The organism is Caballeronia sp. GAFFF1 (assembly GCF_023630705.1).
Taxonomy (GTDB): domain Bacteria; phylum Pseudomonadota; class Gammaproteobacteria; order Burkholderiales; family Burkholderiaceae; genus Caballeronia.
Genome location: NZ_JALQEM010000020.1, coordinates 47,473 through 70,593, shown reverse-complemented (window position 1 = coordinate 70,593; position 23,121 = coordinate 47,473). Strand labels below are relative to the sequence as shown.

Annotated in this window: 19 protein-coding genes and 1 tRNA gene; 9 read left to right on the top strand and 11 right to left on the bottom strand. The window is 61.6% G+C overall.

Translation table 11 applies throughout. The features are described 5' to 3' along the window. Nucleotides 1-1,272 precede the first annotated feature (1,272 nt). The 3 genes from NCR37_RS11355 to NCR37_RS11345 are packed head-to-tail and all read right to left on the bottom strand — an operon-like array spanning nucleotide 1,273 to nucleotide 5,743. Nucleotides 1,273-3,096 carry an Hsp70 family protein gene (locus tag NCR37_RS11355; protein WP_284506846.1) on the bottom strand — a complete coding sequence of 608 codons (1,824 nt, stop codon included), beginning with the start codon at nucleotides 3,094-3,096 and terminating at the stop codon, nucleotides 1,273-1,275. Further along, nucleotides 3,096-4,610 (bottom strand): hypothetical protein, encoded by a 1,515-nt coding sequence (locus NCR37_RS11350; protein ID WP_250473084.1) that lies wholly within the window; start codon nucleotides 4,608-4,610, stop codon nucleotides 3,096-3,098. Before NCR37_RS11350 ends, NCR37_RS11355 begins: the two co-directional genes overlap by 1 nt. After that, a complete protein-coding gene (locus tag NCR37_RS11345; RefSeq protein WP_250473083.1) occupies nucleotides 4,607-5,743 on the bottom strand; it encodes a hypothetical protein in 1,137 nt (378 codons plus the stop codon). Before NCR37_RS11345 ends, NCR37_RS11350 begins: the two co-directional genes overlap by 4 nt. Before the next feature lie 415 nt (nucleotides 5,744-6,158). Between NCR37_RS11345 and NCR37_RS11340 the strand changes: the two genes are divergently transcribed. Then, nucleotides 6,159-7,295: a patatin-like phospholipase family protein gene (locus tag NCR37_RS11340; protein ID WP_250473082.1), complete on the top strand. Its 1,137-nt coding sequence runs from the start codon at nucleotides 6,159-6,161 to the stop codon at nucleotides 7,293-7,295. Nucleotides 7,296-7,320: 25 nt separating this feature from the next. Beyond that, a complete protein-coding gene (locus NCR37_RS11335; protein ID WP_250473081.1) occupies nucleotides 7,321-8,322 on the top strand; it encodes a ComEC/Rec2 family competence protein in 1,002 nt (333 codons plus the stop codon). A 351-nt stretch (nucleotides 8,323-8,673) separates the two neighbouring features. On the opposite strand, the gene NCR37_RS11330 is transcribed toward NCR37_RS11335, so the two are convergent. From NCR37_RS11330 to NCR37_RS11315, 4 genes are all read right to left on the bottom strand, one after another. Then, nucleotides 8,674-9,282, bottom strand: coding sequence for a hypothetical protein (locus tag NCR37_RS11330; protein WP_250473080.1), 609 nt, complete (start codon nucleotides 9,280-9,282; stop codon nucleotides 8,674-8,676). A 429-nt stretch (nucleotides 9,283-9,711) separates the two neighbouring features. After that, nucleotides 9,712-11,292, bottom strand: a complete 1,581-nt coding sequence (locus NCR37_RS11325) for a site-specific integrase (protein ID WP_250473079.1) — start codon at nucleotides 11,290-11,292, stop codon at nucleotides 9,712-9,714. Nucleotides 11,293-11,459: 167 nt separating this feature from the next. Beyond that, nucleotides 11,460-11,536: transfer RNA gene (locus NCR37_RS11320), tRNA-Pro, on the bottom strand. A gap of 39 nt (nucleotides 11,537-11,575) precedes the next feature. Next, nucleotides 11,576-12,568, bottom strand: coding sequence for a polyprenyl synthetase family protein (locus NCR37_RS11315; protein ID WP_250473078.1), 993 nt, complete (start codon nucleotides 12,566-12,568; stop codon nucleotides 11,576-11,578). Nucleotides 12,569-12,815: 247 nt separating this feature from the next. On the opposite strand from NCR37_RS11315, the gene rplU reads away from it, so the two are divergent. The 4 genes from rplU (at nucleotide 12,816) to proB (ending at nucleotide 15,901) form a co-directional block, all read left to right on the top strand. Beyond that, nucleotides 12,816-13,127 (top strand): 50S ribosomal protein L21, encoded by a 312-nt coding sequence (gene rplU, locus NCR37_RS11310; protein WP_008342953.1) that lies wholly within the window; start codon nucleotides 12,816-12,818, stop codon nucleotides 13,125-13,127. Nucleotides 13,128-13,158: 31 nt separating this feature from the next. Beyond that, nucleotides 13,159-13,422, top strand: coding sequence for a 50S ribosomal protein L27 (gene rpmA / locus NCR37_RS11305; protein ID WP_175945147.1), 264 nt, complete (start codon nucleotides 13,159-13,161; stop codon nucleotides 13,420-13,422). Between the two features lie 202 nt (nucleotides 13,423-13,624). Then, a complete protein-coding gene (gene cgtA / locus NCR37_RS11300) occupies nucleotides 13,625-14,731 on the top strand; it encodes an Obg family GTPase CgtA (RefSeq protein ID WP_250473077.1) in 1,107 nt (368 codons plus the stop codon). A gap of 51 nt (nucleotides 14,732-14,782) precedes the next feature. Beyond that, nucleotides 14,783-15,901 carry a glutamate 5-kinase gene (proB, locus tag NCR37_RS11295; RefSeq protein WP_250473076.1) on the top strand — a complete coding sequence of 373 codons (1,119 nt, stop codon included), beginning with the start codon at nucleotides 14,783-14,785 and terminating at the stop codon, nucleotides 15,899-15,901. Between the two features lie 74 nt (nucleotides 15,902-15,975). On the opposite strand, the gene NCR37_RS11290 is transcribed toward proB, so the two are convergent. Together NCR37_RS11290 and NCR37_RS11285 are read right to left on the bottom strand one after the other, a co-directional pair. After that, on the bottom strand, nucleotides 15,976-16,500 hold the full coding sequence (locus NCR37_RS11290; RefSeq protein WP_244849160.1) for a CNP1-like family protein: 525 nt from the start codon (nucleotides 16,498-16,500) through the stop codon (nucleotides 15,976-15,978). 178 nt (nucleotides 16,501-16,678) lie between these two features. Next, nucleotides 16,679-17,329, bottom strand: coding sequence for an RNA pyrophosphohydrolase (locus NCR37_RS11285; RefSeq protein ID WP_175945142.1), 651 nt, complete (start codon nucleotides 17,327-17,329; stop codon nucleotides 16,679-16,681). Between the two features lie 315 nt (nucleotides 17,330-17,644). Here NCR37_RS11285 and NCR37_RS11280 point away from each other — a divergent pair, with 315 nt between their 5' ends. Beyond that, nucleotides 17,645-19,381, top strand: coding sequence for a proline--tRNA ligase (locus NCR37_RS11280; protein WP_250473075.1), 1,737 nt, complete (start codon nucleotides 17,645-17,647; stop codon nucleotides 19,379-19,381). Beyond that, nucleotides 19,382-19,981, top strand: coding sequence for a MarC family protein (locus NCR37_RS11275; protein WP_159837009.1), 600 nt, complete (start codon nucleotides 19,382-19,384; stop codon nucleotides 19,979-19,981). A 48-nt stretch (nucleotides 19,982-20,029) separates the two neighbouring features. Here NCR37_RS11275 and NCR37_RS11270 read toward each other — a convergent pair whose 3' ends face one another. Together NCR37_RS11270 and ffh are read right to left on the bottom strand one after the other, a co-directional pair. Then, a complete protein-coding gene (locus NCR37_RS11270) occupies nucleotides 20,030-20,581 on the bottom strand; it encodes a hypoxanthine-guanine phosphoribosyltransferase (RefSeq protein ID WP_244847266.1) in 552 nt (183 codons plus the stop codon). A gap of 118 nt (nucleotides 20,582-20,699) precedes the next feature. Next, nucleotides 20,700-22,067 (bottom strand): signal recognition particle protein, encoded by a 1,368-nt coding sequence (gene ffh, locus NCR37_RS11265; RefSeq protein WP_175945134.1) that lies wholly within the window; start codon nucleotides 22,065-22,067, stop codon nucleotides 20,700-20,702. 119 nt (nucleotides 22,068-22,186) lie between these two features. On the opposite strand from ffh, the gene NCR37_RS11260 reads away from it, so the two are divergent. Beyond that, nucleotides 22,187-23,101: a cytochrome C assembly family protein gene (locus tag NCR37_RS11260; RefSeq protein ID WP_175945132.1), complete on the top strand. Its 915-nt coding sequence runs from the start codon at nucleotides 22,187-22,189 to the stop codon at nucleotides 23,099-23,101. Nucleotides 23,102-23,121: the final 20 nt, after the last annotated feature.

Below are 23,121 nucleotides of genomic sequence, written 5' to 3'. Positions count from 1 at the left end.
CGACCTTCAAGAAACCGACGTTCCGTGGCGACTAACAGACGCGGCGCGTCGCGGGATATTCAGAACCGGGTTGGCACCCGGACACGAGAGAATCGTCTGTCGTTGGCACAAGTCGTCGGTCGGTGGCTGCGCCTAGTTCGCGGTGAGGACGTGCTGTCCGATGCTGTCGCGGTTAAGTTGGTCGTTCGTATGAGTCCCCGGGCGTCAAGCGCACCGAATCCCGGCATCATATGAACGCGGCGAAAGCGAGGAGACCCTTGTCCGGTCCGCTTTGGTGAGCTTGTCGAGAGGGATTGTTCTGTTTTCCTGATGATAACCACGACGGGTAAGGGTCTGGCCTGCGTAGCAGGGCTCCTCGCTGGCCGTGACTGGCGGGAAAACGTCTTGCCTTGGCTGCCAGAACATTGGAACGGCGCGAGCCGTTCAAAAATGGTTGGCCTGTGCGATGCTCGCGTTCATATAATGCCGCCGGCATCAAGCGCACAACATCCCGGCATCACGTGAACGCGACTAATGCAAGAATCGCTTGACTGGTAAGGCTCGGCGGCCCGTCGGGGAAGGCTGTTCTATCTTTCTCTAGAAAGATAGTCTTAACAGGGTAAAGTCTGGCTGATGGGACTTTGCCGTTCCCTCAACCCACTACAAGCGGTGGCAGGCACCGCACTATGGCACGCAGGTGGCGTGCCGAACCATGTCGAGGAAGCAGGTCTTGGGGCGTAAGCCCTGGCAAATATCCAGATACAGTCTTCCCCATCCGTTTGGCTGGCGATGTCGTGCCATAGGGCGCCGTTTGACTATGACATACGCGAGACCCCTTGCGGTTCACGGACGCTCATCAACAAGGGAGTGCGCGAAGCGCTATGCTAGGTCGCGGTGCATTTGACCGCCTCGAGCCAAAGTGCTTGCGCTGCTGGGAGCGGTCCAATCATAGCCCGCTCACGGGAGCTGGACATGAGCTGGGCGACCATCCGGTCTGGAAGATTCAGGCGAGATGGAGTGCCGCCTATGACGGACCCTCCTGGGCAACACGGCGAAAGCACGCCGCGCAGTGAACGTGCTGCCGCATCGACGGATATGCGCTTGGACGCGACCGCGCCGAGCAGAATTCAAAGACGGACGCTGGGATGAGTTGAGCCGCGCCCACTGAAATGCAGCGGTCATCGAACCGGCCGAGGGGCGCGAGAGGGTGTGGACCGAGCGTTTTGACGCGGCGGCTGGCAGTGCCGCCGTGGTCGTCCGATTACTTGTGCGATGCTCTAACACGATGAATGTCTAGACTTTTCCTTGTCGGTGGGGCGTCGTGCCCGCTGTCGTCTGGGCACGAAGCGCTGCACATTCGCAATACACCTTGCGACAGGCGGAACAGGGCTGATAGATGGTCTTTTCGAAATCCTGCTCGCGCGGCGGCGAGTTCCTCAAATCGAAATAGTACGGGTTCGATTTGTAGAGTACCTCGCCAGGTACAGACCTCAAATCGTTGGCGCGCGCGGCGATGTTCGAGCGGACCTGGATTGCGCCGACCGAATCTCTGCGCCGGGCCTTCGATTGTTCGTTCTCAAGTTTTTGTGCGCCGTCAGTCGATGGCTCGCCGCCAACGTTAAGGCCAAATTCGAGGTTGTGCAGCTCCAGCGAATCCGATTTTCCGGCAATTGTCGAACTGGCGGTCGCGGACAGGATGAGGTTCTCATCAATGGCGACGTCCAATAACAGGCGCTCGAGCAATGGCGGTTGACGCGCATCTACGGTCACCGCGAGCAGCCCGAGGAGATTTCGCTCGTCGGTCACTTGGACATTCCTTCCGGTACGCTTTGGCGCAGCCAACTGAAACTTGGCGACTCCGTCGGTGGGGTCACAGCAATACAGGGTCAGGGGTTCGGGCAGTTGCTGGACCTCGCCCTCGCGGGGCATAAGTGTGCCAGCCCGGATAACGGGAAAATGCGCGGACCTCGATACCACTACCTCTACGTTCTTGGCCAGCATTAAGCGCGCACGGTCGTGAGCAATCCAGGCAGCGCCTTCGGAAATTATCGTATTGCCGCGCTCGGAGATTCTGACGCGACGTGCCCCAAAAATTTCATGCAGGCGTTCTTGAATCAAAGGCATGCTCACCATGCCCCCCGTTGCCAGGCACAATTCAATGCTCGAAGGCTCGACGTACGCCTCACGCAGCATCGCTTCGATGCGTGAAATCGCATGCGAGACCTTCGCTGAAACGATGTGCTCCAGTTCCTCGCGGGTAAGACGATACTCGAGGTCGACGTCGCCGGCTTCGGAATGGAAATAGTCCAGAACGAGCACGGAGTAGACGTCCTTCGAGGAAAGCGCAATCTTGGCCCGCTCCGCCTCCTCTCGCAGTCGAGCGACCGCACCGACCTGTCGGCGGACCTCACTGACGATGCCGCGCCTGGCCAGTGCCCGTCGCTCGATTTCGTTGACGAGCATATCGTCTATGACGTCGCCGCCAACATCACTGCAACCGTCGTTCACGACTTGGACAAGCATGCCATCGGTGACCCGGCACAGCGTAAGGTCGAGGGTTCCGCCACCCCAGTCAAACACGAGCACCAGTTCGCGGTTCAGGCGATTGAATTCCGCTGCAAAATCTGGGAGGCCGCGCAGATGACCGTAGAGAGCTGCCAGCGGTTCGTGAATAAACTGGTAGACGCTGAGTCCGGCCATCCGGCACGCTTCGCGTAGCTCGCGGCGCCGCGCACCGTTCATGTCAACGGGAATGGTAACGACCGCGCGGGAAAAGTCTTCGCCGCTGCGTTTGGCAATCCGGTCAGAGCGTGCGTGCGCCATGACATGCGAGACGACGTCGCGCACGAGAATTTTCGGACTATGGCGGTTCCCGTCAATCATCACGCTGGCCTGTCCGAGCATCGTCTTCGGCGATTTCACAGTGTTGCCGATGACGCCGGCTGTCGCGCTGGCCAACTGCTTTTTCGCCTCCCGCCCGACCACAATCTCGCCGCCCCGATACGACACAACTGACGGATGAGGGAAACCCTCGTCGAGTATCGGGATACAGCGCTCACCCGAAATGATGGACATGACACTGTTCGTCGTCCCGAAATCAAAACCCACAATCCCCATCAGGCCTCCTCCAGTTTGTTATTGGTGTTCTTCAACGCGTCCATTACCGCATCTACTTTGTCACGGGCACTGTCGATTTTCGGAAACTCCCGATTGAGTGCGGCAGACACGACGTCAAGTTGCGCAATCGCGTCCCTGATGGCCCGGAGGGACATCGCCCTAACTTCCTCGAGGTCGGCCTGCCCGTGCGTTTGGGCCACGCCCACGGCCCTGTCGGCTGCAGCACGGGCGGTACGTTCGGCCTCCAACTGCCGCCCGAGCATCTCGGCGCGCTCAAGCGCCACTCGCAACTGCTCCTCTGTGGCCGTCACCCGGGACTGCAATGCTTCTGCTTTCCGAGTCTCGCCCGCCAGCCTGTTGAGCGCCTCCGCCTGCTGGCGGACCGACCATTCAAGCACGTAGGCCACGCGTTCGTCCTCCCTCTCAGGGAGCGTGGCAATTGCTTCGAAAACCTCGGCTTCCAGCGACTGCGGTCGCTCGCGGAGGGCAAAGACCGTTGTGCGAAGGGAGCGCATGGTTTCGGCAAAGGTTGTCTGACCGTGGTGCATGCGCCAAATTGCGGAGCAGAGCAGGGCATTCCGTCGGCTGCGGCTGGCGGCCGCCTTCCCTCCGGGCGTTCTATCCTTGCTGTCTTTCGGCCCCCGCTGTCCGCCGGAGCGGTCGTCCGTCCTGATTGAGGAACCCGCAGGCTCCTTACGTTCAGATGCTGTTTCCGATTGTGCAGTCTGCAAAGTTTCCGGCCGCTCCGGAACACTTAGCGATTGAAGCCGGTGCCAAGCTTCCTCGAGGCTGCTTTCGTCCCCGAATCCCGGAAATAGCATCGCTTTCATCCCGGTGGCACGGACTGCAGAATTCAGCAAGACGCACTCGACGCAGAACTCTAAGAGTTCTTGAGTCAATGTCTTGTATGTTCGATTTTCTCTGGCCAGCAGCATCAGCTTGCGGGTCCTCTCCAGAGTTGGGTCGGTTTCCTGGACCCGTCGCAGCAATTGCCCCCGGACTGCCGGTTCAATGGCAGTAGACGCACCCATCAGGCGCTTTGCCGTTGCGCTCGAGAGGGTCTTCGCCTTGCCGCCGACGAACGTATCGATAAACTCCGCTATGTTCTGCGGCTCGACGCGCCCGTCGTTCTTGTTGCCGGAAGTCGACACTTCCACCGGAGAGGCTTCGGTCACTCGCTCAGTGTGATGCGGGCGGCGCTCCGGGGCAGGCCGTGGGCTTGGGCCGGCATGTTTCTCGTCACGATGGTCCGGTGAGATGCCTACATCGTTGCCAGCCGACGCTTGCGCTTCGTGCGCGGAATCATGGTCCGGCCCTTCAGCGCCCTCGCTAGCGGCGTCGTTGCGCGGAAATTCCAAAGGCCGGTAGTAGAGCCGTTTGGCGTTTTCGTCACCCGCCGGGGTAGGCTTACCTGCGTTGTCCGGAGACGAACTGCTCTTGTCTTTCTCGGGACCGTCCGGATAGGCCTCGTTCGCGGTCCGGGTACCCTCTTGGTGTCGGTGGGGCTTGCTCATGCTGATGACTCTTTCTCACTAGATATAAGGCGTTCGGCCAGCCGGCTGAAGACCGGGTCGTGACGGAAGTCGCGGGCGACCTTGCCCGCTTGCCCGGCGTCGCCCTCAGTTTCATGGATAGCGGCGAGGAGAACCTTCGCTTTGATGCGGTCCTCGGGAAGCCAGTCGTCCTGCTGACCGCGCTTGGCAATCTGTTTCGTGTGGCCGCGAAGGCGGTCGTGAGGCATCTCCATCCAGGCCAGTATTTCGTCCGTCGCACTGTCGAGTGGAACGCAGGCATTTGGTGTTATGGGGCCGTCCTCCCGGCCCACAATCAATTGCTGACCGCTCGTCCTCACCGACTCAAACCAGCTCATGGCACTTTGCAGTCGCGGGACCGCAGCGAGCCGCTCGTTTCGCGAAAAGGCGTTCGACTGGAAACTGACAATGCCCGCCACGGCCGCAGCGAGTGGGCGGCCAATTTCCGATAACGTCTGACCCGCCTCGTTCAGCCGTGCGCGGCCCTGCTCTTGTGAAAGCGTAGTGTCTCCACGCTGGTCTTTGGCGAGGATGCCATAGAGGTAGGCGGCCAGACCATCGACATATCTGCGTGCCGTGCGTGCTTCGGACGCCGCGCGGATGAACGCGCTGACGCTGGCGACTGAGACGACGCCGGGTGAGTACAGCCGGGCGAACTCCTGCTCAACCAGGAACGCGTGCGCATCTGAGGCGACTTCGATTGAAATCTCGTAGCTGACCGTAATTTTTCCTTGTGTGCCGGCCAATTCCACTTTGAAAAAACCCGACTTCGCTTCTGCGAGACGCCGTGCAAGCGTTTTCGCCGTTATGGTCTTGCCGTCGAGACGACACGTCTCAGCATTCACAGCTTTTATCTGTTCGGGGCTGAGCGCCGTGGTGACCACAAACCGGGGGGTGGTGACTTCGTGAGCCCCAAGAACAAGCAGGGGGCGCTGATAGGGATGCGCCTCAAACCGGTGCTGAAACCGGTCCTCGTATGAAGCGAAACTCTGATGGCAGACCGGGCACGTGAACACGTGCTGACGGTTCAGCACGGGCCTGGGCAATTCTGGTATCACCATTGACGACCCGCCTTGGCCGGGGTCGATATGGTCGTAGTAGGGAAGGAAGGGCATATGAAGTCCGTCTCCGCGCTTTTTTAATGTTTTCTGCTTCCTGGGAGACGGAAAGACACCGTCGACGCGCAAGACCCCGAATTTTGAAGCTTCTGTTACGCATCAGCTCCGATGCAGCCTGTCAATTTGCATCCCGCGCGAACCCCGCGAGAATCCTATCACGCGTATCCGGCGCAAATCGTCGTCGCTGCATGTCGGCTGCACGGCTCTTGCGGCCGCCGAACGAGACCTGCCCCGTGAGCACAGCAAAAGCGAGAGGTTGGGCATGCACGGTAATGTCGCGGGCGGCTTCGTGCCAAGCGATTGCGACCGCTGCTTTAGATTATTGCTGTACAACATGTTGTGTTTTGAGTAATAATGAACACAACATATGGTGTGCGTTGCAGGGCCGCCAATCATTCACGGACGCAAGGGCATGGGTAAGCGAATCGGACTGGCGCTGTCGGGCGGGGGAGCGAGGGCAATGATATTCCACGCGGGCGTGCTTCAGTGGCTCGCGGAGAACATGTTGCTCGAGCAGGTCGTCGCCATCTCATCGGTGTCTGGCGGAAGTCTCCTCACCGGACTTGTTTACCGGTTCAACGATTGGAAGTGGCCGAGTTCGCGTCGGTATCTCACCCATGTGCTTCCCTGCTTGCGCGAGCTACTGACAACAGTTTGTCTGGAGCGTGAAGCGCGCCGCCTTTTGCTGGGCCGGCCAGCAAACTGGCGGTACCTCTTTTCGCGGGCCAACATCCTTGCCGACGCCATCACCCGCGCGTGGGGCGTCGACACCCATATGGATGCGCTGGATTCGGCATGTGACTGGTCCATTAACGGGACGACGGCCGAAACGGGGCGCCGCTTCCGCTTCAAGCGGGGGCGCTGCGGCGACTACCGGGCCGGGTACGCTTCGGCCAGCGCATTCCCGCTTTCGGTTGCGATGGCAGCTTCTGCTGCCTACCCCCTGCTGGTCGGGCCGCTTCGGCTCGACGCAACGCAGTTTCAGTGGTACAGGCGTTCGGACTGGGGTGGCTCGGAAGCGGACGAAACACCGGTTGCTCCCGCACATCGGACCCTACACATCATCGATGGCGGGGTGTATGACAACCTTGGGATGGAGCCGCTCTTCGACACTGGAACGCGAACGCTGAGGTCCGGACTTGACTACCTAGTTGTTTCTGACGCCGGTGCGCCGTTTCATGCTCGCTCGCTTCAGGCGCAATGGAACCCGGCGCGCGTCACCCGCATCCTTGAAATACTAATGGACCAGTCCCGGGCTTTGAGAGTGCGCCCGTACGTCAATGCAATCATCGACAACCCGAATCTTGGCCGCTATTACCGAATCGGCTCAGACCCGGAAGAATCGTTATCGAGACTATGGGTCGGGGACCGGGAAGCAGCGTCTTCCGACGCTTGGTTATCAGCTATGCAAGTGAAAGAGGCGGCCGCGTGGGCGACCGACTTGAAAAGGGTTAAGCCGGAAACATTTGACCTGATTGCACGACACGGGTTTGAGACGGCCAAGTGGAATGAAATGCTGTTTTCAAGGAAACGGCGTCTGCATCATTGAACTAACGCAGTATGACGGGGACTTTATGAGTGCCAATCCTTTTGTGGACCGGGTGCGAGATTCGGTCGGACTTAAATCTGTCAAGACCCGCTTCCGTGCTTACCAACTTGGGGAGGCAGGCTCGTCATATTCCTACTTTGCAGACGGACACTTCACGCTTATTGAAGCTAGACGGACTGAGGCCTATAGCCACAAGACGTTAACGCATGAGCTAGCAATCTGCGGAAAAAAGACAATCGACGTGCTCCATATCACGAGCTGGGACATTGACCATTGCAATCCTGGTGACCTCGAATGGATTCTCCAATATCTGAAGCCAGTCAAGATTGAATACCCTGGCTATGAGCCACATACTGACAGCGCGCGTAAAAGCCTAAAGCTCATTCGCGACTACCGGCGCGACGCGTCGGCGGTCAGGCAGTCCGTTTCGGTCATCAAAGTTGACCCCGGCTACATCGGGTCGCTCGGTAAAAGCCGGAACCTCGGATATCAGAATATCCTCTATCATCCAAAGAAGATTTACGAGAATAACTCAAACAACAATTCGACGGTGAAGCTTTTCCGGGCCGGCTCGTTCAACGTGGCAAGCCTCGGAGACATTGAGGACGGCGCAATTGGTGCGTATCTTCGCGCTTGCCGCATTTTTTGCCGTGAGGTGGACATCCTGGTGCTGCCGCACCATGGGGCACCTAGCAAAATCACGACCCAGAAATTCCTTGAACAGGTGCGCCCAACAGTTGCGATTTGCACCTCAAATTACGACAACCAATATTCACATCCATGTCAGGAAATACGCGACATCCTATACGAACTTGATATTCCAATCTTTACGACTAAAACGGGAGATGTGGTGATTGAGTCGCGGGGGAAGCTGCATAACACCAAGTATCACCTGACTAATCTGAATGCAAATTCTCAGGCGGTGTCGTCGGAATATGATTTCAGTGCCAAGAAAGCCAAGCTTCTAAGCCAGAATGCCGATACACTCCGGAACATTTATAAGCCCGGGTTCAAAGGACTGCGATAGGGCGGCGGCACATCAGTGGTGCGCAGATAGTGGCGCACCGCTTGGCCGGTGTAGCCGCGCGCGCAATAATCAGTGCTCTGTCGTGGAGTGAAGCCACGCTGTGGCCAGAATTCTCGTCTCTATACGGGCGGACGCGGGTATCGGATAACGCATTCGTCAAGCAATCAGAAGATATTCGCGCTTACACGGTTGACCGTCGAAGACTGCGGCCGCACGAGCACTGTCGTCTCGGTTCACCGTGTCGCGGTGGCGGGTTTCCGCGAGGGGCCGGAGGCGGTCCACCGACGCTCAGCTCATCCGCGAGACGAGCCTGCAGGTCCACGGTTGCAGTCGTTCATGCTCCGTACAGCGTCAGCCGGGGCTCCGGCCGCAAACCGCGCTGCGCCTGCCTGCTAGCCCAGCCTCACTCGTGAGGCCGACGTCAAAGACATCAAATACGCAGATGAGCGGGTCATCGACGGGGGGCTCGTCGTCGCCCTCGGGTCGCTCGTGACTCTGAGCCGCCATCGATGCGAGCCACAACGCCTCCTCGAGTTCATCGTGGTAAGCATGGACCTGCAGGGCCGTTGCGTTCGTGAAAGCCCACAGGACAATGAAACGCTTGTGAGCGAGCGGCCTCGCATCAACGACCGCGCGCTCGGCGAGCGCGACCCGGTTGGCCGCCAGGAGAAGGCAGGCCGCACGGCCTCCCTCCGGCGTCCCCACGACTATGGTCGCAGCGCACTTATCCGAGACGTCGACATCGTTCGCATCAGTGTGAGGCAGTGCAATGACTACGCACCGTTCATCATCGTCGCCGGCGGGGCGTGGGAGCAGCATAGCAAGCGGCGCCACATAGGCGGTGGGCACGCCGCGCCGGGCGGCGTGGCTCCGGATGTCCGCGAGCTGGAGAGCGTCGATGTCGTCTGCGTTGAGGCGCAAAGCACTTGCCGAAAAGGTCCGGCTTGGGAAGTCATCCATGAGTTGCCGTGATTAGTGGTTAAGGAGGTACGTCAATCTCAGGGCCACGGAAATCCACGGGGTGATGCTCGCTCACGGGTACTTGCCATGAAGTTCGGTGTTGTCGTCATCGACGCAAAGGGATGACGTCAGTCATGTGAAGTACCTTGACGGCATCCTGCTCTGAGGTGTCGTCATCCGTAACGAGCACTTCGCGCTCATGGTCCTCTGAGTGAAGGGAGCGGTGACTTGACGCCGTCACCACATTCGTCCCCGAAGATTCGTGAACGGCGACGGATGCACGGTGCTCACTTCTTAGGTCGAAGGCCGTATCGTCGCCGACCGCAACTTGAACGTCCAATTGATTCTCGATACTTGATAGCCAATTACAATTGCTTAAGAAATCATTAGCAACTGTATTGGTTGGGGCGTGGGCGCTGCAACGCAGCTTCATGCAGCGCGGCGGCGCAGCTGAATCACATTGCTGGCGGGCGCCGGCGGAAGGTGGTCGGGCACTTCCTGCGCGCCGTCCGTAAGCTCGGCCGTCGGCATATCCGACTGCGGATTTGCGAGTTCCGCGAGGGAAATGCTGCCCGCGACCGTTCGCCGGCGCCCCTTATGAGCAAGCCCGGCGCGGAACGCGTCGTCGAGCTTCGCGGCGAGCCGGCTCGCGCACAGGTGCGCATAGCGCAGCAACATGCGCACGTCGCGGTGGCCACTGAAGGCCTGGAGGTCGATGAGCGTGAACTGCCCGGTTTCGGCGACGCGTGAAATGGCCTCATGCCGCAAGTCGTGGATGTGGAGGTCCTCAATGCCTGCACGGGCGCAGAGGCGCGTCCAGCTATTCTCAAGGTCATCGACGGTGAGGTTGAATACGTAGTCGCTGTGACGCGGCAGCGTGCTGAGCAAGTCGACGAGCTCGGCGCGCAGTGGCAGCGTGCGGGACCTACCATTCTTCGTGAGCGGCAGGAAGGCGGTCTGCGCGTCGAGGTCGACGTGCGCCCACGTGAGATTGAGCGTCTCGCCACGGCGCGCGGCCGTCATCAGTTGGAACTGCACAAAGGTCTCTAGTTCTGGAACATGGGTGTGGTCTGTCTCGGCCTGTGCGCGGCAGTTCGCGAGCGCGGCCTTGATGTGCGCCTTGCGCTGATAGACGGTGGGCAGCCGTGCGGCCACTTCCCGCGCGCCGGTCATCAGTGCTTCGGTGAGGCGTTCAATCGAGCGCAGCCGGTCTTCGTCGCGGGCGCAGGCCAGCAGCCGCGCCTCCTCTCCGGCCTTCAGGCGCCGGTCGCGCTCGTTGAAATACTTTGGACGGCGCACACCGTCCATGGGGTTCTTCGCAATGTGCAGGTCCCAGGTCCGGATAGCCACACGGCAGATGGCCGAGAGGAGGTCGAGCTCACGGTCGACGGTGGCCGGTTGGACCTCTTCCAGGCGCTCGCGAATGAAGGCTTCGATGTCGGTCGTCTTCACTTGCGCGAACGGCAGGTTCAGCCAAGCGAGCGCACTCGAGCCCTTGCGGACCTGGATGCCAGTGGGCGTGCGCAGCTTGATGTTCTCGAGGTGCGGGTAGGTGGCGAGGTTGGCGGCGATGACCGGCGCTAGGTCCACGCGGGCGCAGCCGGCATCCTCGAGCATGCCGTTCAGCTTGTAGGTCTCCATCTCGAAGCCCTTGTGCCGCACGCACTCTTCACGGATGTAGCGCACGACGCAGTCGGCGAACGTCTCCTTGTGCGCTTTGGAATAGTCGATAAACAGGCCGCGTGCACGTTCCGCCTCAATCTGTTTGATGAGGGCCTCGGCTTCCGGCAGTGAGCCGACCGTGCGATTCAGTTCCGGATAGCCTTTGCGGCGGATGCAGACCGCGTAGGCATCGTTGGCCCGCTCGACGCGAGGCTTGAAGCCCTGGCGCTTGAGGTCGTCGACGTACTGTGTGACCTTGTTCGTGTTGCTGTAGGGGAAGGTGCGTTCGAGGTCGTCGCGGTTCTGCACGCGCACGATGAAGCGGGAGCGGTTGTCGATGCTGGCCATGTGGTGTCCTTGGTGAAAGCGAAACCACGTGTTGCGACCGGTTTTAGCCATCGCGTGCCCGGATGTGCCGGGAAGCGGTGGCGCAGAAGTGGCGCAGAACGGCCGGAAAACAAAAAAGCCGTCCAGGTGAGTGGACGGCTTTTGTCTTGATTTCTCAAGAAAAATTCTGGTCGGGGTGAGAGGATTCGAACCTCCGGCCTCTACGTCCCGAACGTAGCGCTCTACCAGGCTAAGCTACACCCCGAATTCTGTTACTTGGACGCTTTTGGCTTGAAAGTCTCTTTCAAGACTGCCTCGACGTCGAGTAAGAACATAATTCTAGCAGGCTCTCTTTGTAAATGGAAGCGGGGAATGCAGAAATCGCGTTTGCCGCTGCCTGGGCTTCTTTTCGCGCGCATTCGAGTGTGTGGTCCAACGCGCCCGAAGTGGTGATGGCGTGGAAGATCGTGTCGAAGCGATCCGTGCCGCCGTGTTCGATCGCTTCGCGCGCGAGCGCCGCCTGTTCCGCCGTGCCGTGCTCCATCAAATAGATGAGCGGGAGAGTGGGCTTGCCTTCGCGCAGATCGTCGCCGGCGTTCTTGCCCATGGATTCGGGCGTGCCGGTGTAGTCGAGCCAGTCGTCCATGATCTGGAACGCCGTGCCGATGCGCCGGCCGAATTCCGCCGCCGCCGCTTCCGTGCGCGCGTCCGAACCCGAGAGCACGGCGCCCAGTTGCGCAGCCGCCTCGAAGAGCTTCGCGGTCTTGTAGCGGATGACCTGCATATAGCGCGCTTCGTCCACATCCGGATCGTGCATGTTGAGTAGCTGCAGGACCTCGCCTTCGGAAATAATGTTGGTTGCGACCGAGAGGATTTCCATCACGCGCATCTTGCCGACGCTCACCATCATCTCGAACGAGCGCGAGTAGAGGAAATCGCCGACGAGCACGCTCGCCGCGTTGCCGAAGAGCGCATTGGCCGTCTTGCGGCCGCGGCGCAGGTCCGATTCGTCGACGACGTCGTCGTGCAGAAGCGTGGCCGTGTGGATGAATTCGACTACGGCGGCCAGTTCATGGCGATGCCCGGTCGTATCGCCCAGCGCGCCCGCCACGAGCAGCAAGAGCGCCGGGCGCAGCCGCTTGCCGCCCGCGCCGATGATGTACTCGGAAATCTGGTTAATGAGCATCACTTCTGATGCCAGGCGCTGCCGGATGACGCGATTGACGTGCTGCATGTCCTCGGCGATCGGGGCAAGCAGTGCGGCGGCGTCGGGGGAGGAAGTGGCGGTGGACGACATGATCGGCAAATGAGGTAATGCGGCGGATTATAAGGCGAATCGGACCGGCGACGAATGACCGGGCGCTTTGCGGCGTCCTTCGCGCCCCGCTTTCCGGACGGCTACGCGGCGGCCACGGCCTGCGGCGGGCCGCTTCGGGCGCTTGCGCGAAATGTCAATGCCTTTTGACGCGACGTCTAAGCCTATGTATAATCTCGTGTTTTCCCCGCGCGGTGCGTGGAAAAACGAATTCTGAGTGAGGTTCTCAATGTACGCGGTCATAAAAACCGGCGGCAAGCAGTATAAAGTTGCCGTTGGCGAAAAATTGAAAGTAGAACAGATACCGGCAGACATTGACGCTGAAATCACGCTCGACCAGGTTCTCGCAGTAGGCGAAGGCGAATCGATTCAGTTCGGTACGCCGCTGGTCAGTGGGGCTTCCGTCAAGGCTACCGTCGTGTCGCAAGGTCGTCACAAGAAAGTGACCATCTTCAAGATGCGTCGCCGGAAGCACTACCAAAAGCATGCTGGCCATCGCCAGAACTACACCGAACTGCGCATCGACGCGATCAACGCTTAAGCGTCGCGCAACGGTCAAGGAGCTATAGCAAATGGCACACAAAAAAGCAGGCGGGTCTTCCCGCAACGGCCGCGATTCGGAATCGAAGCGCCTCGGCGTGAAGGTTTACGGCGGCCAGGCAATCAATGCAGGCGGCATCATCGTTCGCCAGCGCGGCACGCGCATGCACCCGGGCGAAAACGTCGGCATCGGCAAGGATCACACCTTGTTCGCGCTGACCGACGGCCACGTCCAGTTCACGACGAAGGGCGCAGCGAAGAAGCACACGGTCGTCGTCGTCCCGGCAGCAGCGTAAGGTTTACTGCACGGGCTTCAGGACCGCAAAAAAGGCCCCGCGAAGTTCGCGGGGCCTTTTTCATTGGCGCGCCGAAAAACGCGCCCACAGAATCGAAGCATATGAGTGCCCGGCACGCGCCGGTCACGGCAAAATAGCGTGTCGACTGAGCGAGTGTGGACTCGCGGCAGTCATCGCGCTGAAACACGGGACGGAGCAACGCATGAAGTTCATTGACGAAGCGAGGATCGAAGTCATCGCCGGCGACGGGGGAGATGGCAGCGCGTCGATGCGCCGCGAAAAGTTCGTCCCGTTCGGCGGGCCGGACGGCGGCGACGGCGGGCGCGGCGGCAGCGTCTACGCGGTCGCGGACCGCAACATCAACACGCTGATCGACTACCGGTTCGCGAAGAAGCACCAGGCGCGCAACGGCGAAAACGGGCGCGGTGCGGACTGCTACGGCAAAGGCGGCGACGACATCACGCTGCGCATGCCGGTCGGCACCATCATTTCGGATCAGGAAACGGGCGAGATCATCGCGGACCTGACCGAGCACAACCAACAGGTTTTGATCGCGCAAGGCGGCGCGGGCGGTCTCGGCAACCTGCACTTCAAATCGAGCACGAACCGCGCGCCGCGTCAGAAGACCGACGGCAAGCCGGGCGAGCGCCGCATGCTCAAGCTCGAACTGAAGGTGCTCGCGGATGTCGGCCTGCTCGGCATGCCGAACGCGGGCAAATCGACGTTCATCGCGTCCGTCTCGAACGCGCGGCCGAAGATCGCGGACTATCCGTTCACGACGCTCGCGCCGAATCTCGGCGTCGTGCGCGTCGGACCGAGCAAGAGCTTCGTGATCGCGGACATTCCGGGGCTGATCGAAGGCGCGGCGGAAGGCGCGGGCCTCGGCCACCGGTTCCTGCGCCATTTGCAGCGCACGGGCGTCTTGCTGCACCTCGTGGACCTCGCTCCGTTCGATGAAAACGTCGATCCGGTCGCGGAAGCGAAGGCGATCGTCAACGAATTGCGCAAGTACGACGAGTCGCTCTATGAGAAGCCGCGCTGGCTCGTGCTGAACAAGCTCGACATGGTGCCGGAAGACGAGCGCGCGGCGCGCGTGAAGGACTTCCTCGAACGCTTCGAGTGGGACGGCCCGGTGTTCGAGATTTCCGCGCTCACCGGCCAGGGCTGCGAGGCGCTGATCTACGCGATCTACGACTACATCTCGACGCATTCGGACGCGTCGCGCGCTGCGGAAGCGGAAGATCTCGCAGCCGACGTGCGTTTTCGCGATGACATCGCCGGAAATCAGGCGGACGACGAAGACAAATAACGACACGCCGCCCGCGCGCGCGGGCCGCGACACCGAGGAGAGAAGCGCACGATGCGTTCGGTCATTGCCGCTGCGAAGCGAATCGTAGTGAAAGTGGGGTCCAGCCTCGTCACCAACGACGGGCGCGGACTGGATCACGCGGCCATCGCCCGGTGGGCCGCTCAAATCGCGGCGCTGCGCGAAGCGGGCAAGGAAGTGGTGCTCGTGAGTTCGGGTGCGATTGCGGAAGGCATTCACCGGCTCGGCTGGACCAAGCGCCCAAGCGAAATCGACGAATTGCAGGCCGCTGCGGCCGTCGGGCAAATGGGCCTCGCGCAAGTCTACGAGAGCAGCTTCGGCGCGCACGGCATCCGCACCGCGCAAATTCTGCTTACGCACGCCGACCTCGCCGACCGCGAGCGTTATCTCAACGCGCGCTCCACGCTGCTCACGCTGTTGCGTCTGGGCGCGGTGCCTGTCATCAACGAGAACGACACCGTTATCACTGACGAGATCAAGTTCGGCGACAACGACACACTCGGCGCGCTCGTCGCCAATCTGATCGAAGGCGACGCGCTCGTCATTCTCACGGACCAGCGCGGGCTCTTTACCGCCGATCCGCGCAAGGACCCGAACGCGACGCTCGTCGAACAGGCCGATGCCGGCACGCCCGAACTCGAAGCAATGGCCGGCGGCGCGGGATCGAGCCTCGGCCGCGGCGGCATGCTGACCAAGATTCTTGCGGCCAAGCGCGCCGCGCACAGCGGCGCGAACACCGTGATCGCGAGCGGCCGCGAGGCCGACGTGCTCACGCGCCTCGCGTCGGGCGAGCTCATCGGCACGCAGCTTATCGCGCGCACCGCTCGCATGGCTGCGCGCAAGCAGTGGATGGCGGATCACTTGCAGGTGCGCGGGCACGTCGTGATCGACGCTGGCGCGGTGCAGAAGCTCACCGCCGACGGCAAGAGCCTGCTGCCGATCGGCGTGGTCGATGTGAAAGGCGCGTTCGGTCGCGGGGAAGTGATTGCGTGCGTCGACGACCGCGGGCAGGAAGTCGCGCGCGGCATCACGAATTACAGCAGCGCCGAGGCGCGGCTGATTCATCGGCGGCCGAGCGCGGAGATCGAAGCCGTGCTCGGGTATATGCTGGAGCCGGAACTCATCCATCGCGACAATCTCGTGCTTGTCTGAGGCGCTCATCCCGCTGAATGAACAAAGCCCGCTGAGCCGAAAGGCCAGCGGGCTTTTTACTTCGCGAACGGCAATCAGCGCAGGTTGATGGACCGTTGCGTGCGCTCGTACTGAATGTTGTTGACGATCTGCTTCGCGGTGCCCACCGGCAGCTTGCTCGTGCAGAAGTAGTCCTGATACAGCGCTGCCTGATACGCGTTCAGTTCGCCGTTCTCGATGCGCCGGAAGTCGAACGCGACGCCGCGATCCCAGCCGGTGCCGTCCTCGTTGATGCTCGCGTAGCGGCGCCATTCGTACGTGTCGCAGCGAATGCCTTCGTAGTTGACGTTGCGCGCGCCGCTCGGGCTCGTCGCCACGACGACGTAGCGCACGACGCCGTCATCGCCGACCGTGAGCGAGGTCTTGTCGACCGCGAAGGTCAGCGGTGTGTTCTGCGAAACATTGAACGGCAGCAGGTTCGACGCCTGCGGCAGCGGCGGCAGCGTATCCACTTTGTTCTCCACCCACTCGGTCTTGCGGTCGAGCAGATAGGTGAACACGCCGTCGTCCTGATTGGACGGGCCCTTAGAACTGGAACAGCCGGCAAGCGCGGCGAGCATGGCGACGAGTACCGCGGATGAGACGATGACTTTCAATTCGATGTTCCCGAATAACGGATGCGCGGACGGCGAAACGCCCAGCGCCGCGAGCAGTGCTCGCCGCGCCGGGCTATGAAACGTGCCGAGTGTCAGAATGAACGAAGAATCGCCGCGCTCGACGCCGAGACCGAACGCGAAGTCAGTCGCACGATGAACGCCGCGCGATGATCTGCACTTCTTCGCTGACCGTACATTCTGCCTGAACCGCGGCTCCCGCGGCGGTTACGGCAGGTGTCTCGATCGTCATGGTCTGAATGACGCGCGGATAACGCGGCCCATGATGCGCGGCGCGCTCACCGCGTTCGCCACGAGTATTGGTTCGCCGCAAGAAGCGGGAAAGCTCGGTGAGAGCCAGTTGATAAACGTCGCGCTTGAACTCGATTACCGCGTCGAGCGGCACCCAGTATTCGTTCCAGCGCCAGGCATCGAATTCCGGATGGTCCGTCGCGCGCAGGCAAATGTCGCAGTCGCGCCCGACCATGCGCAGCAGAAACCAGATCTGTTTCTGACCGCGATAATGACCGCGCACTTCGCGCTTGATGAACTTATCCGGCACCTCATAACGCAGCCAGTCGCGCGTGCGACCGACAACTTTCACGTGCTCAGGCAGCAGGCCGGTTTCTTCGTGTAACTCCCGATACATTGCTTGCACGGGGGTTTCGCCGTATTTGATACCCCCTTGCGGAAACTGCCAGGAATGTTCACGCAGCCGCTTGCCCCAAAACACTTCGTTGCGCGCGTTCAAGAGGATGATGCCGACGTTCGGGCGAAAGCCTTCACGATCCAGCATACAACCACCTTCGAATCCTTTAAAATTGCTTTGATTATAAACAGATAACGGCCTCGGCGCATCCGTTCCAACCCGTGTCGGAGCCCTAATTTCGGGGCTCCGCGTACGCCTTCGCGCAAGGAATCTTTGCCAGGCAACCCGGAAGTCGGCAGAATCTTCTTTTCCGGCTCCATGCAGGGCGGTCGGCCGCGAGTGGCGCGCGAGCGTCTCATTGCGGCCTCGTGCAGAGCCGTCGACCGTTTCGTCGTTCACCCGTTTCGCCAGCCTTCAACCACATGGTTTCGTGGGCGCGCGCCGCTTTTGGAAAATTTCTGAATGAAAGCATCCCGTTTCTTCATCGGCACCCTGAAGGAAGCTCCCGCCGACGCCGAGATCGTCAGCCACAAGCTGATGATGCGCGCCGGCATGATCCGCCGCGTCGCGGGCGGTATCTACGATTACATGCCGATCGGCCTGCGCTCCATTCGCAAGGTCGAAGCCATCGTGCGTGAAGAGATGAATCGCGCGGGCGCGCTCGAACTGCTGATGCCGGCCGTGCAACCGGCCGAGTTGTGGCAGGAATCGGGACGCTGGGAGCAGTACGGCCCGGAACTGCTGCGCATCAAGGACCGTCATGAACGCGATTTCGTCGTCGGCCCGACGCACGAGGAAGTGGTCACGGACATCGCGCGGCGCGAGATCAAGAGCTATCGCCAGTTGCCGGTCAACTTCTATCAGATCCAGACGAAGTTTCGCGACGAGATTCGTCCGCGCTTCGGCGTCATGCGCGGCCGCGAGTTCATCATGAAGGACGCTTATTCCTTCGATAAGGACACAGCCGGCCTCGCCGAGTCGTACAGGAAGATGTACGACGCCTACGTGCGCATCTTCACGCGCATCGGGCTGGAATTCCGCGCGGTCGCGGCGGACAACGGCTCGATTGGCGGAAGCGGATCGCACGAGTTTCACGTCATTGCGGAAACGGGCGAAGACGACATCGCATATTGCCCGGACTCGGAGTTCGCGGCCAATGTGGAAGCGGCCGACGCGTTGCCGCTGATCGCCGAGCGCGCCGCGCCCGCCGAGGAGATGAAGAAGACCCCGACGCCCGGCGCGGCCAAGTGCGAAGCCGTCGCGCAATTGCTGAACATTCCGCTCGAACGCACGATCAAGTCGATCATTCTCGCGACCGACAACGAAGGCGCCGAGCCGACCATCTGGCTCTTGATGCTGCGCGGCGATCATTCGCTGAACGACATCAAGGTCAGCAAGCTGCCGGGCCTGAAAGGTTACCGCTTTGCGACAGAAGCCGAGATCGTCGAATGGTTCGGCACGCCGCCGGGCTATCTCGGTCCCATCGACACGAAAAAGCCGGTGCGCGTGATCGCGGATCGCACGGTCGCGAACATGAGCGATTTCGTCGTCGGCTCGAACGAGGTCGATTACCACACCACCGGCGTGAACTGGGGCCGCGATCTGCCGGAACCGGAAGTCGCGGATATCCGCAACGTCGTCGCGGGCGATCCTTCGCCGGACGGCCGTGGCACGCTTGAAATCTGCCGCGGCATCGAAGTGGGGCACGTGTTCCAGCTCGGCACGAAGTATTCGGATTCGATGGGCGCGACGTTCCTCGACGAAGGCGGCAAGCCCGCGCCGATGCAGATGGGCTGCTACGGCATCGGCGTGACGCGCGTCTTGGGCGCGGCGATCGAACAGAATTTCGACGACAAGGGCATCATCTGGCCGGAAGCCATTGCGCCGTTCGAAGTCGTGATCTGCCCGATGGGCTACGACCGCAGCGACGCCGTGCGCGAGCAGGCCGACAAGCTGTACGCAACGCTGCAGGACGCGGGCATCGACGTGATTCTCGACGATCGCGGCGAGCGTCCCGGCGTGATGTTCGCTGACTGGGAACTGATCGGCGTGCCGCATCGCATCGTCATCGGCGATCGCGGGCTGAAGGAAGGCAAGCTCGAATATCAGGCGCGGCGCGACACCGAGGCTACGCTGCTGCCGGTGGACGAAGCGGCGGGCGTCGTGACGGCGAAGATTCGGACCGCGCTCGGGAAGTAAATGCAGTACAACTTCCTGTCGGCGACGATCCTTCTGCTCCTGATCACCGATCCGCTCGGCAACATTCCGATCTTCATCAACGCGCTGCGCGGTGTCGCCACCGAGCGGCGCCGCGTGGTGATCTTGCGCGAAGTGGCGATCGCGTTCGGCATCCTGCTCATCTTCATGCTGGCCGGCGACCGCTTCCTGCGCGCGATGAACCTCACGGATGTGTCGCTGCGCATCGGCGGCGGGATCGTGCTGTTTCTGATCGCGCTTCGGATGATCTTCCCGCATCCGGATGGCCCGATGGGCGGCGACACGCGCGGCGGCGAACCGTTGATCGTGCCGCTCGCGATTCCGGCGTTGGCCGGCCCGTCCGCGCTCGCGACGGTGATGCTGCTGACGTCGCAGGCGCCGGGAAAGATGTTCGAGTGGATCGGCGCGCTTACCGTCACGATGGTCGTCTGCGCGGTCGTGCTGATTCTCGCGGAGAAGATCCAGCAATGGTTAGGCGAGCGCGCGGTCACGGCGTTCGAGCGGCTGATGGGACTCGTGCTCGTCGCGATCTCGGTGGAGATGATTCTTACCGGGATACGCGCGTTCGTGCATCAGTTGTGAAAAAAGCGGCCGAGGCCGCTTTTTCTTTTTCGTCGTGCGTGCGAGCGCTCACGCGCCTTCCGTCAACGCCCGGATCGTCGGCAGATTGCGCCAGTAACCCTTCGCATCCATCCCGCAGCCGAACACGTAACGGTCCGGCACTTCGAAGCCGCAGAAATCCGGGCGCAGCGGCTTCGCCTTCGGGATGAGCTTCTCGCACAGCACCGCCGACAAGAACTGCTTCGCGCCCATCGCCATGATGCGGTCGCGGATGGCGGCCATCGTTTCGCCTTCGTCGAGAATGTCGTCGAGCACGAGCACCACGCGGTCCTTCACCGATTCGGCCGGCGCCACGCGCCACTGCATCTCGCTGCCGCCCTTGATGGCGTTGCGATAGCGCGTCAAATGGATGTAGTCGAACTCGAGCGGGAAATCCAGATGCGGCAGCAGCATGCCGGTGAATACGGCCGCGCCGCCCATGACGGAGAGCAGCAACGGGAAGTCGTCCTGCGTCGCGGCCTTGATGTCCGCAGCCATGCGTTTGATCGACGCATCGACCTGATCGGCGCTGACGATCTCTTCGGAGTGGCTGAAAATGTGGAGAGCTTCTTCGCGATTCATAGAGGCAGGCGGGAGAGACGACGACTCAGTGTGGAAAAAACGGCGGCGTGCGCCATATGATAAACCCGCGTTCCTTTCGCGTCGGGCGAACGAAGGCGCGGGTTCGAAGCGGCGCGAATCAGCGCATGCCCGGCATCATGCCTTTCATGCCGCGCATCATCTTTTGCAGATTGCCGCCTTTGAGCTTCTTCATCATGCCGCGCATCTGCTCATATTGGTTCAGCATGCGGTTGACTTCCTGCACATGCACGCCCGCGCCCGCGGCGATGCGGCGCTTGCGTGCCGCCTTGATGAGCTCGGGCTTCGCGCGCTCCTGAAGTGTCATCGAATTGATGATGCCTTCCATGCGGCGCATCTGCTTCTCGGCGTTGTTCATGTCTGCGCCTTGCGCCGCCTGCTGGAACTGCGCGGGCAGCTTGTCCATGAGCGACGACAGCCCGCCCATCTTCTTCATCTGCGAGAGTTGCGCCTTGAAGTCGTTCAGGTCGAAGTCGCCGCCTTTCTTGACCTTGTCGGCGAGCTTCTGCGCCGCTTGCGTATCGACGCCGCGCTGCGCTTCCTCGACGAGCGCGAGAATGTCGCCCATGCCGAGAATCCGGTTCGCCATGCGATCCGGATGGAAGACTTCGAGGCCGTCGAGCTTTTCCGCGACGCCGACGAACTTGATCGGCTTGCCGGTGACGTGCCGCACGGAAAGCGCCGCGCCGCCGCGCGAATCGCCGTCGAGCTTCGTGAGCACGACGCCCGTGAGCGGCAGTGCGTCGTTGAACGCCTTCGCGGTGTTCACGGCGTCCTGGCCGAGCATCGCATCGACGACGAAAAGCGTCTCAGCGGGCTTGAGCAGCGCGTGCAGCTCGCTGATTTCCTTCATCATCGCTTCGTCGATGCCGAGGCGGCCGGCCGTATCGACGATTACGACATCGTGATAATGGCGCTTCGCCCAGTCGATGGCCGCGCGCGCAATGTCCGCGGGCTTCTGGTCCGGCTCCGACGGGAAGAAGTCCGCGCCGACCTGTTCCGTCACCGTTTGCAGCTGGCGGATAGCGGCGGGGCGGTACACGTCGACGGAAACCGTCAGCACCTTCTTCTTCTGCTTTTCGCGCAGCAACTTCGCGAGCTTGCCGGTGGTCGTGGTTTTACCCGCGCCCTGCAAGCCGGCCATCAGGATGACGGCGGGCGGCGTGACGGCGAGATTCAGCTCGGCGGCCTTGCCTTCGTAGTCGCCGCCGATCACGGCGGTCAGTTCGCGCTGAACGACGCCGACGAGCGCCTGACCCGGCGACAGGCTCGAAAGCACTTCCTCGCCGAGCGCCTTTTCCTTCACCTTGGCGATGAACTCGCGCACGACGGGCAGCGCCACGTCGGCTTCGAGCAGCGCGAGGCGCACTTCGCGCAGCATCTCCTGCGTGTTGGCCTCGGTGAGGCGGGCCTCGCCGCGCAGCGTCTTGACGACGCGCGCCATCCGTTGAGTGAGGTTGTCGAGCATGGGAATGTGAGAGTGGGCCCTGGTTTCCGGCGACGCGCAGGCGGTTTCGCGGCGATGCGCCCTACTTTGGCGCAAGGGGGAAGACGTCGCGGGTTCGGGGCCTAGTGTAAACTTCGAACATGGATATTGTACTGTATGCCCTCACTGCGTTTCTCTACGGCGGACTGGCCGTGGCGGGCTGGCGCGCGCATCGTCACACGGCCGTAGAGCCGGTTCTGGCGGGCGTGCCATCGGGCATCGGGGCCGCGCCGGCGAGTCCGTCGAAGGCGTCGGGCATGAGCGGCATGGGACGCGCTCTATTATTAATAGCGTTGGTCGTGCACGGCGTTCTCCTGCACATGACCATCTTCCCGCAGAACGCGATGATCTTCGGCTTCGCGTTCGCGTTGTCCGCGATGTTCTGGCTCGGCGCGGGCATCTACTGGATCGAGAGCTTCTTCTTTCCGCTCGACGGCCTGCGCCTGCTCGTGCTGCCGCTCGCATGCGTCGCTTCGCTGTTGCCGCTGGCATTCGGCGGCGTGCGCGTGCTGTCGTACTCCGCCGCGCCGATGTTCAAGCTGCATTTCCTGATTGCGAACATCGCGTATGGCCTCTTTGCGATTGCCGCGCTGCATGCCGTGCTGATGCTGATGCTCGAACGACGCCTTCAGCGCATGCGCGGCCTTGCGATGCGTCACAGTGGCGGCAACGGCTGGCTCGCGAGCTGGCTCGACACCTTGCCGCCGCTGCTCACGCTCGAAAAGCTGCTGTTCCGGCTGATCGGCGCGGGCTTCGTGCTGCTGACGCTCACGCTCGTGTCGGGCATCGCGTTCAACGAGCAACTGGTCGATCGGGCGCTGCGTTTCGATCACAAGACCGTCTTCGCCATTCTGTCCTGGCTGATGTTCGGCGGGCTGCTCACTGCGCGCCGCATCTCCGGCTGGCGCGGGCGCGCCGCGCTGCGCTGGGTGCTGGCTTCGTTCGTGGCGCTGCTGCTTGCGTATGTCGGCAGCCGCTTCGTGTTCGAAGTGCTGCTGCATCGCGCGGTGGTCTGAGCGCGGTCTTACTTCTTCAA

Coding starts and splice junctions, on each gene's coding strand:
- NCR37_RS11355 (WP_284506846.1), bottom strand. CDS start 3,096: ATGGGGATTGTGGGTTTTGATTTCGGGACGACGAACAGTGTCATGTCC.
- NCR37_RS11350 (WP_250473084.1), bottom strand. CDS start 4,610: ATGAGCAAGCCCCACCGACACCAAGAGGGTACCCGGACCGCGAACGAG.
- NCR37_RS11345 (WP_250473083.1), bottom strand. CDS start 5,743: ATGCCCTTCCTTCCCTACTACGACCATATCGACCCCGGCCAAGGCGGG.
- NCR37_RS11340 (WP_250473082.1), top strand. CDS start 6,159: ATGGGTAAGCGAATCGGACTGGCGCTGTCGGGCGGGGGAGCGAGGGCA.
- NCR37_RS11335 (WP_250473081.1), top strand. CDS start 7,321: ATGAGTGCCAATCCTTTTGTGGACCGGGTGCGAGATTCGGTCGGACTT.
- NCR37_RS11330 (WP_250473080.1), bottom strand. CDS start 9,282: ATGGATGACTTCCCAAGCCGGACCTTTTCGGCAAGTGCTTTGCGCCTC.
- NCR37_RS11325 (WP_250473079.1), bottom strand. CDS start 11,292: ATGGCCAGCATCGACAACCGCTCCCGCTTCATCGTGCGCGTGCAGAAC.
- NCR37_RS11315 (WP_250473078.1), bottom strand. CDS start 12,568: ATGTCGTCCACCGCCACTTCCTCCCCCGACGCCGCCGCACTGCTTGCC.
- rplU (WP_008342953.1), top strand. CDS start 12,816: ATGTACGCGGTCATAAAAACCGGCGGCAAGCAGTATAAAGTTGCCGTT.
- rpmA (WP_175945147.1), top strand. CDS start 13,159: ATGGCACACAAAAAAGCAGGCGGGTCTTCCCGCAACGGCCGCGATTCG.
- cgtA (WP_250473077.1), top strand. CDS start 13,625: ATGAAGTTCATTGACGAAGCGAGGATCGAAGTCATCGCCGGCGACGGG.
- proB (WP_250473076.1), top strand. CDS start 14,783: ATGCGTTCGGTCATTGCCGCTGCGAAGCGAATCGTAGTGAAAGTGGGG.
- NCR37_RS11290 (WP_244849160.1), bottom strand. CDS start 16,500: ATGCTCGCCGCGCTTGCCGGCTGTTCCAGTTCTAAGGGCCCGTCCAAT.
- NCR37_RS11285 (WP_175945142.1), bottom strand. CDS start 17,329: ATGCTGGATCGTGAAGGCTTTCGCCCGAACGTCGGCATCATCCTCTTG.
- NCR37_RS11280 (WP_250473075.1), top strand. CDS start 17,645: ATGAAAGCATCCCGTTTCTTCATCGGCACCCTGAAGGAAGCTCCCGCC.
- NCR37_RS11275 (WP_159837009.1), top strand. CDS start 19,382: ATGCAGTACAACTTCCTGTCGGCGACGATCCTTCTGCTCCTGATCACC.
- NCR37_RS11270 (WP_244847266.1), bottom strand. CDS start 20,581: ATGAATCGCGAAGAAGCTCTCCACATTTTCAGCCACTCCGAAGAGATC.
- ffh (WP_175945134.1), bottom strand. CDS start 22,067: ATGCTCGACAACCTCACTCAACGGATGGCGCGCGTCGTCAAGACGCTG.
- NCR37_RS11260 (WP_175945132.1), top strand. CDS start 22,187: ATGGATATTGTACTGTATGCCCTCACTGCGTTTCTCTACGGCGGACTG.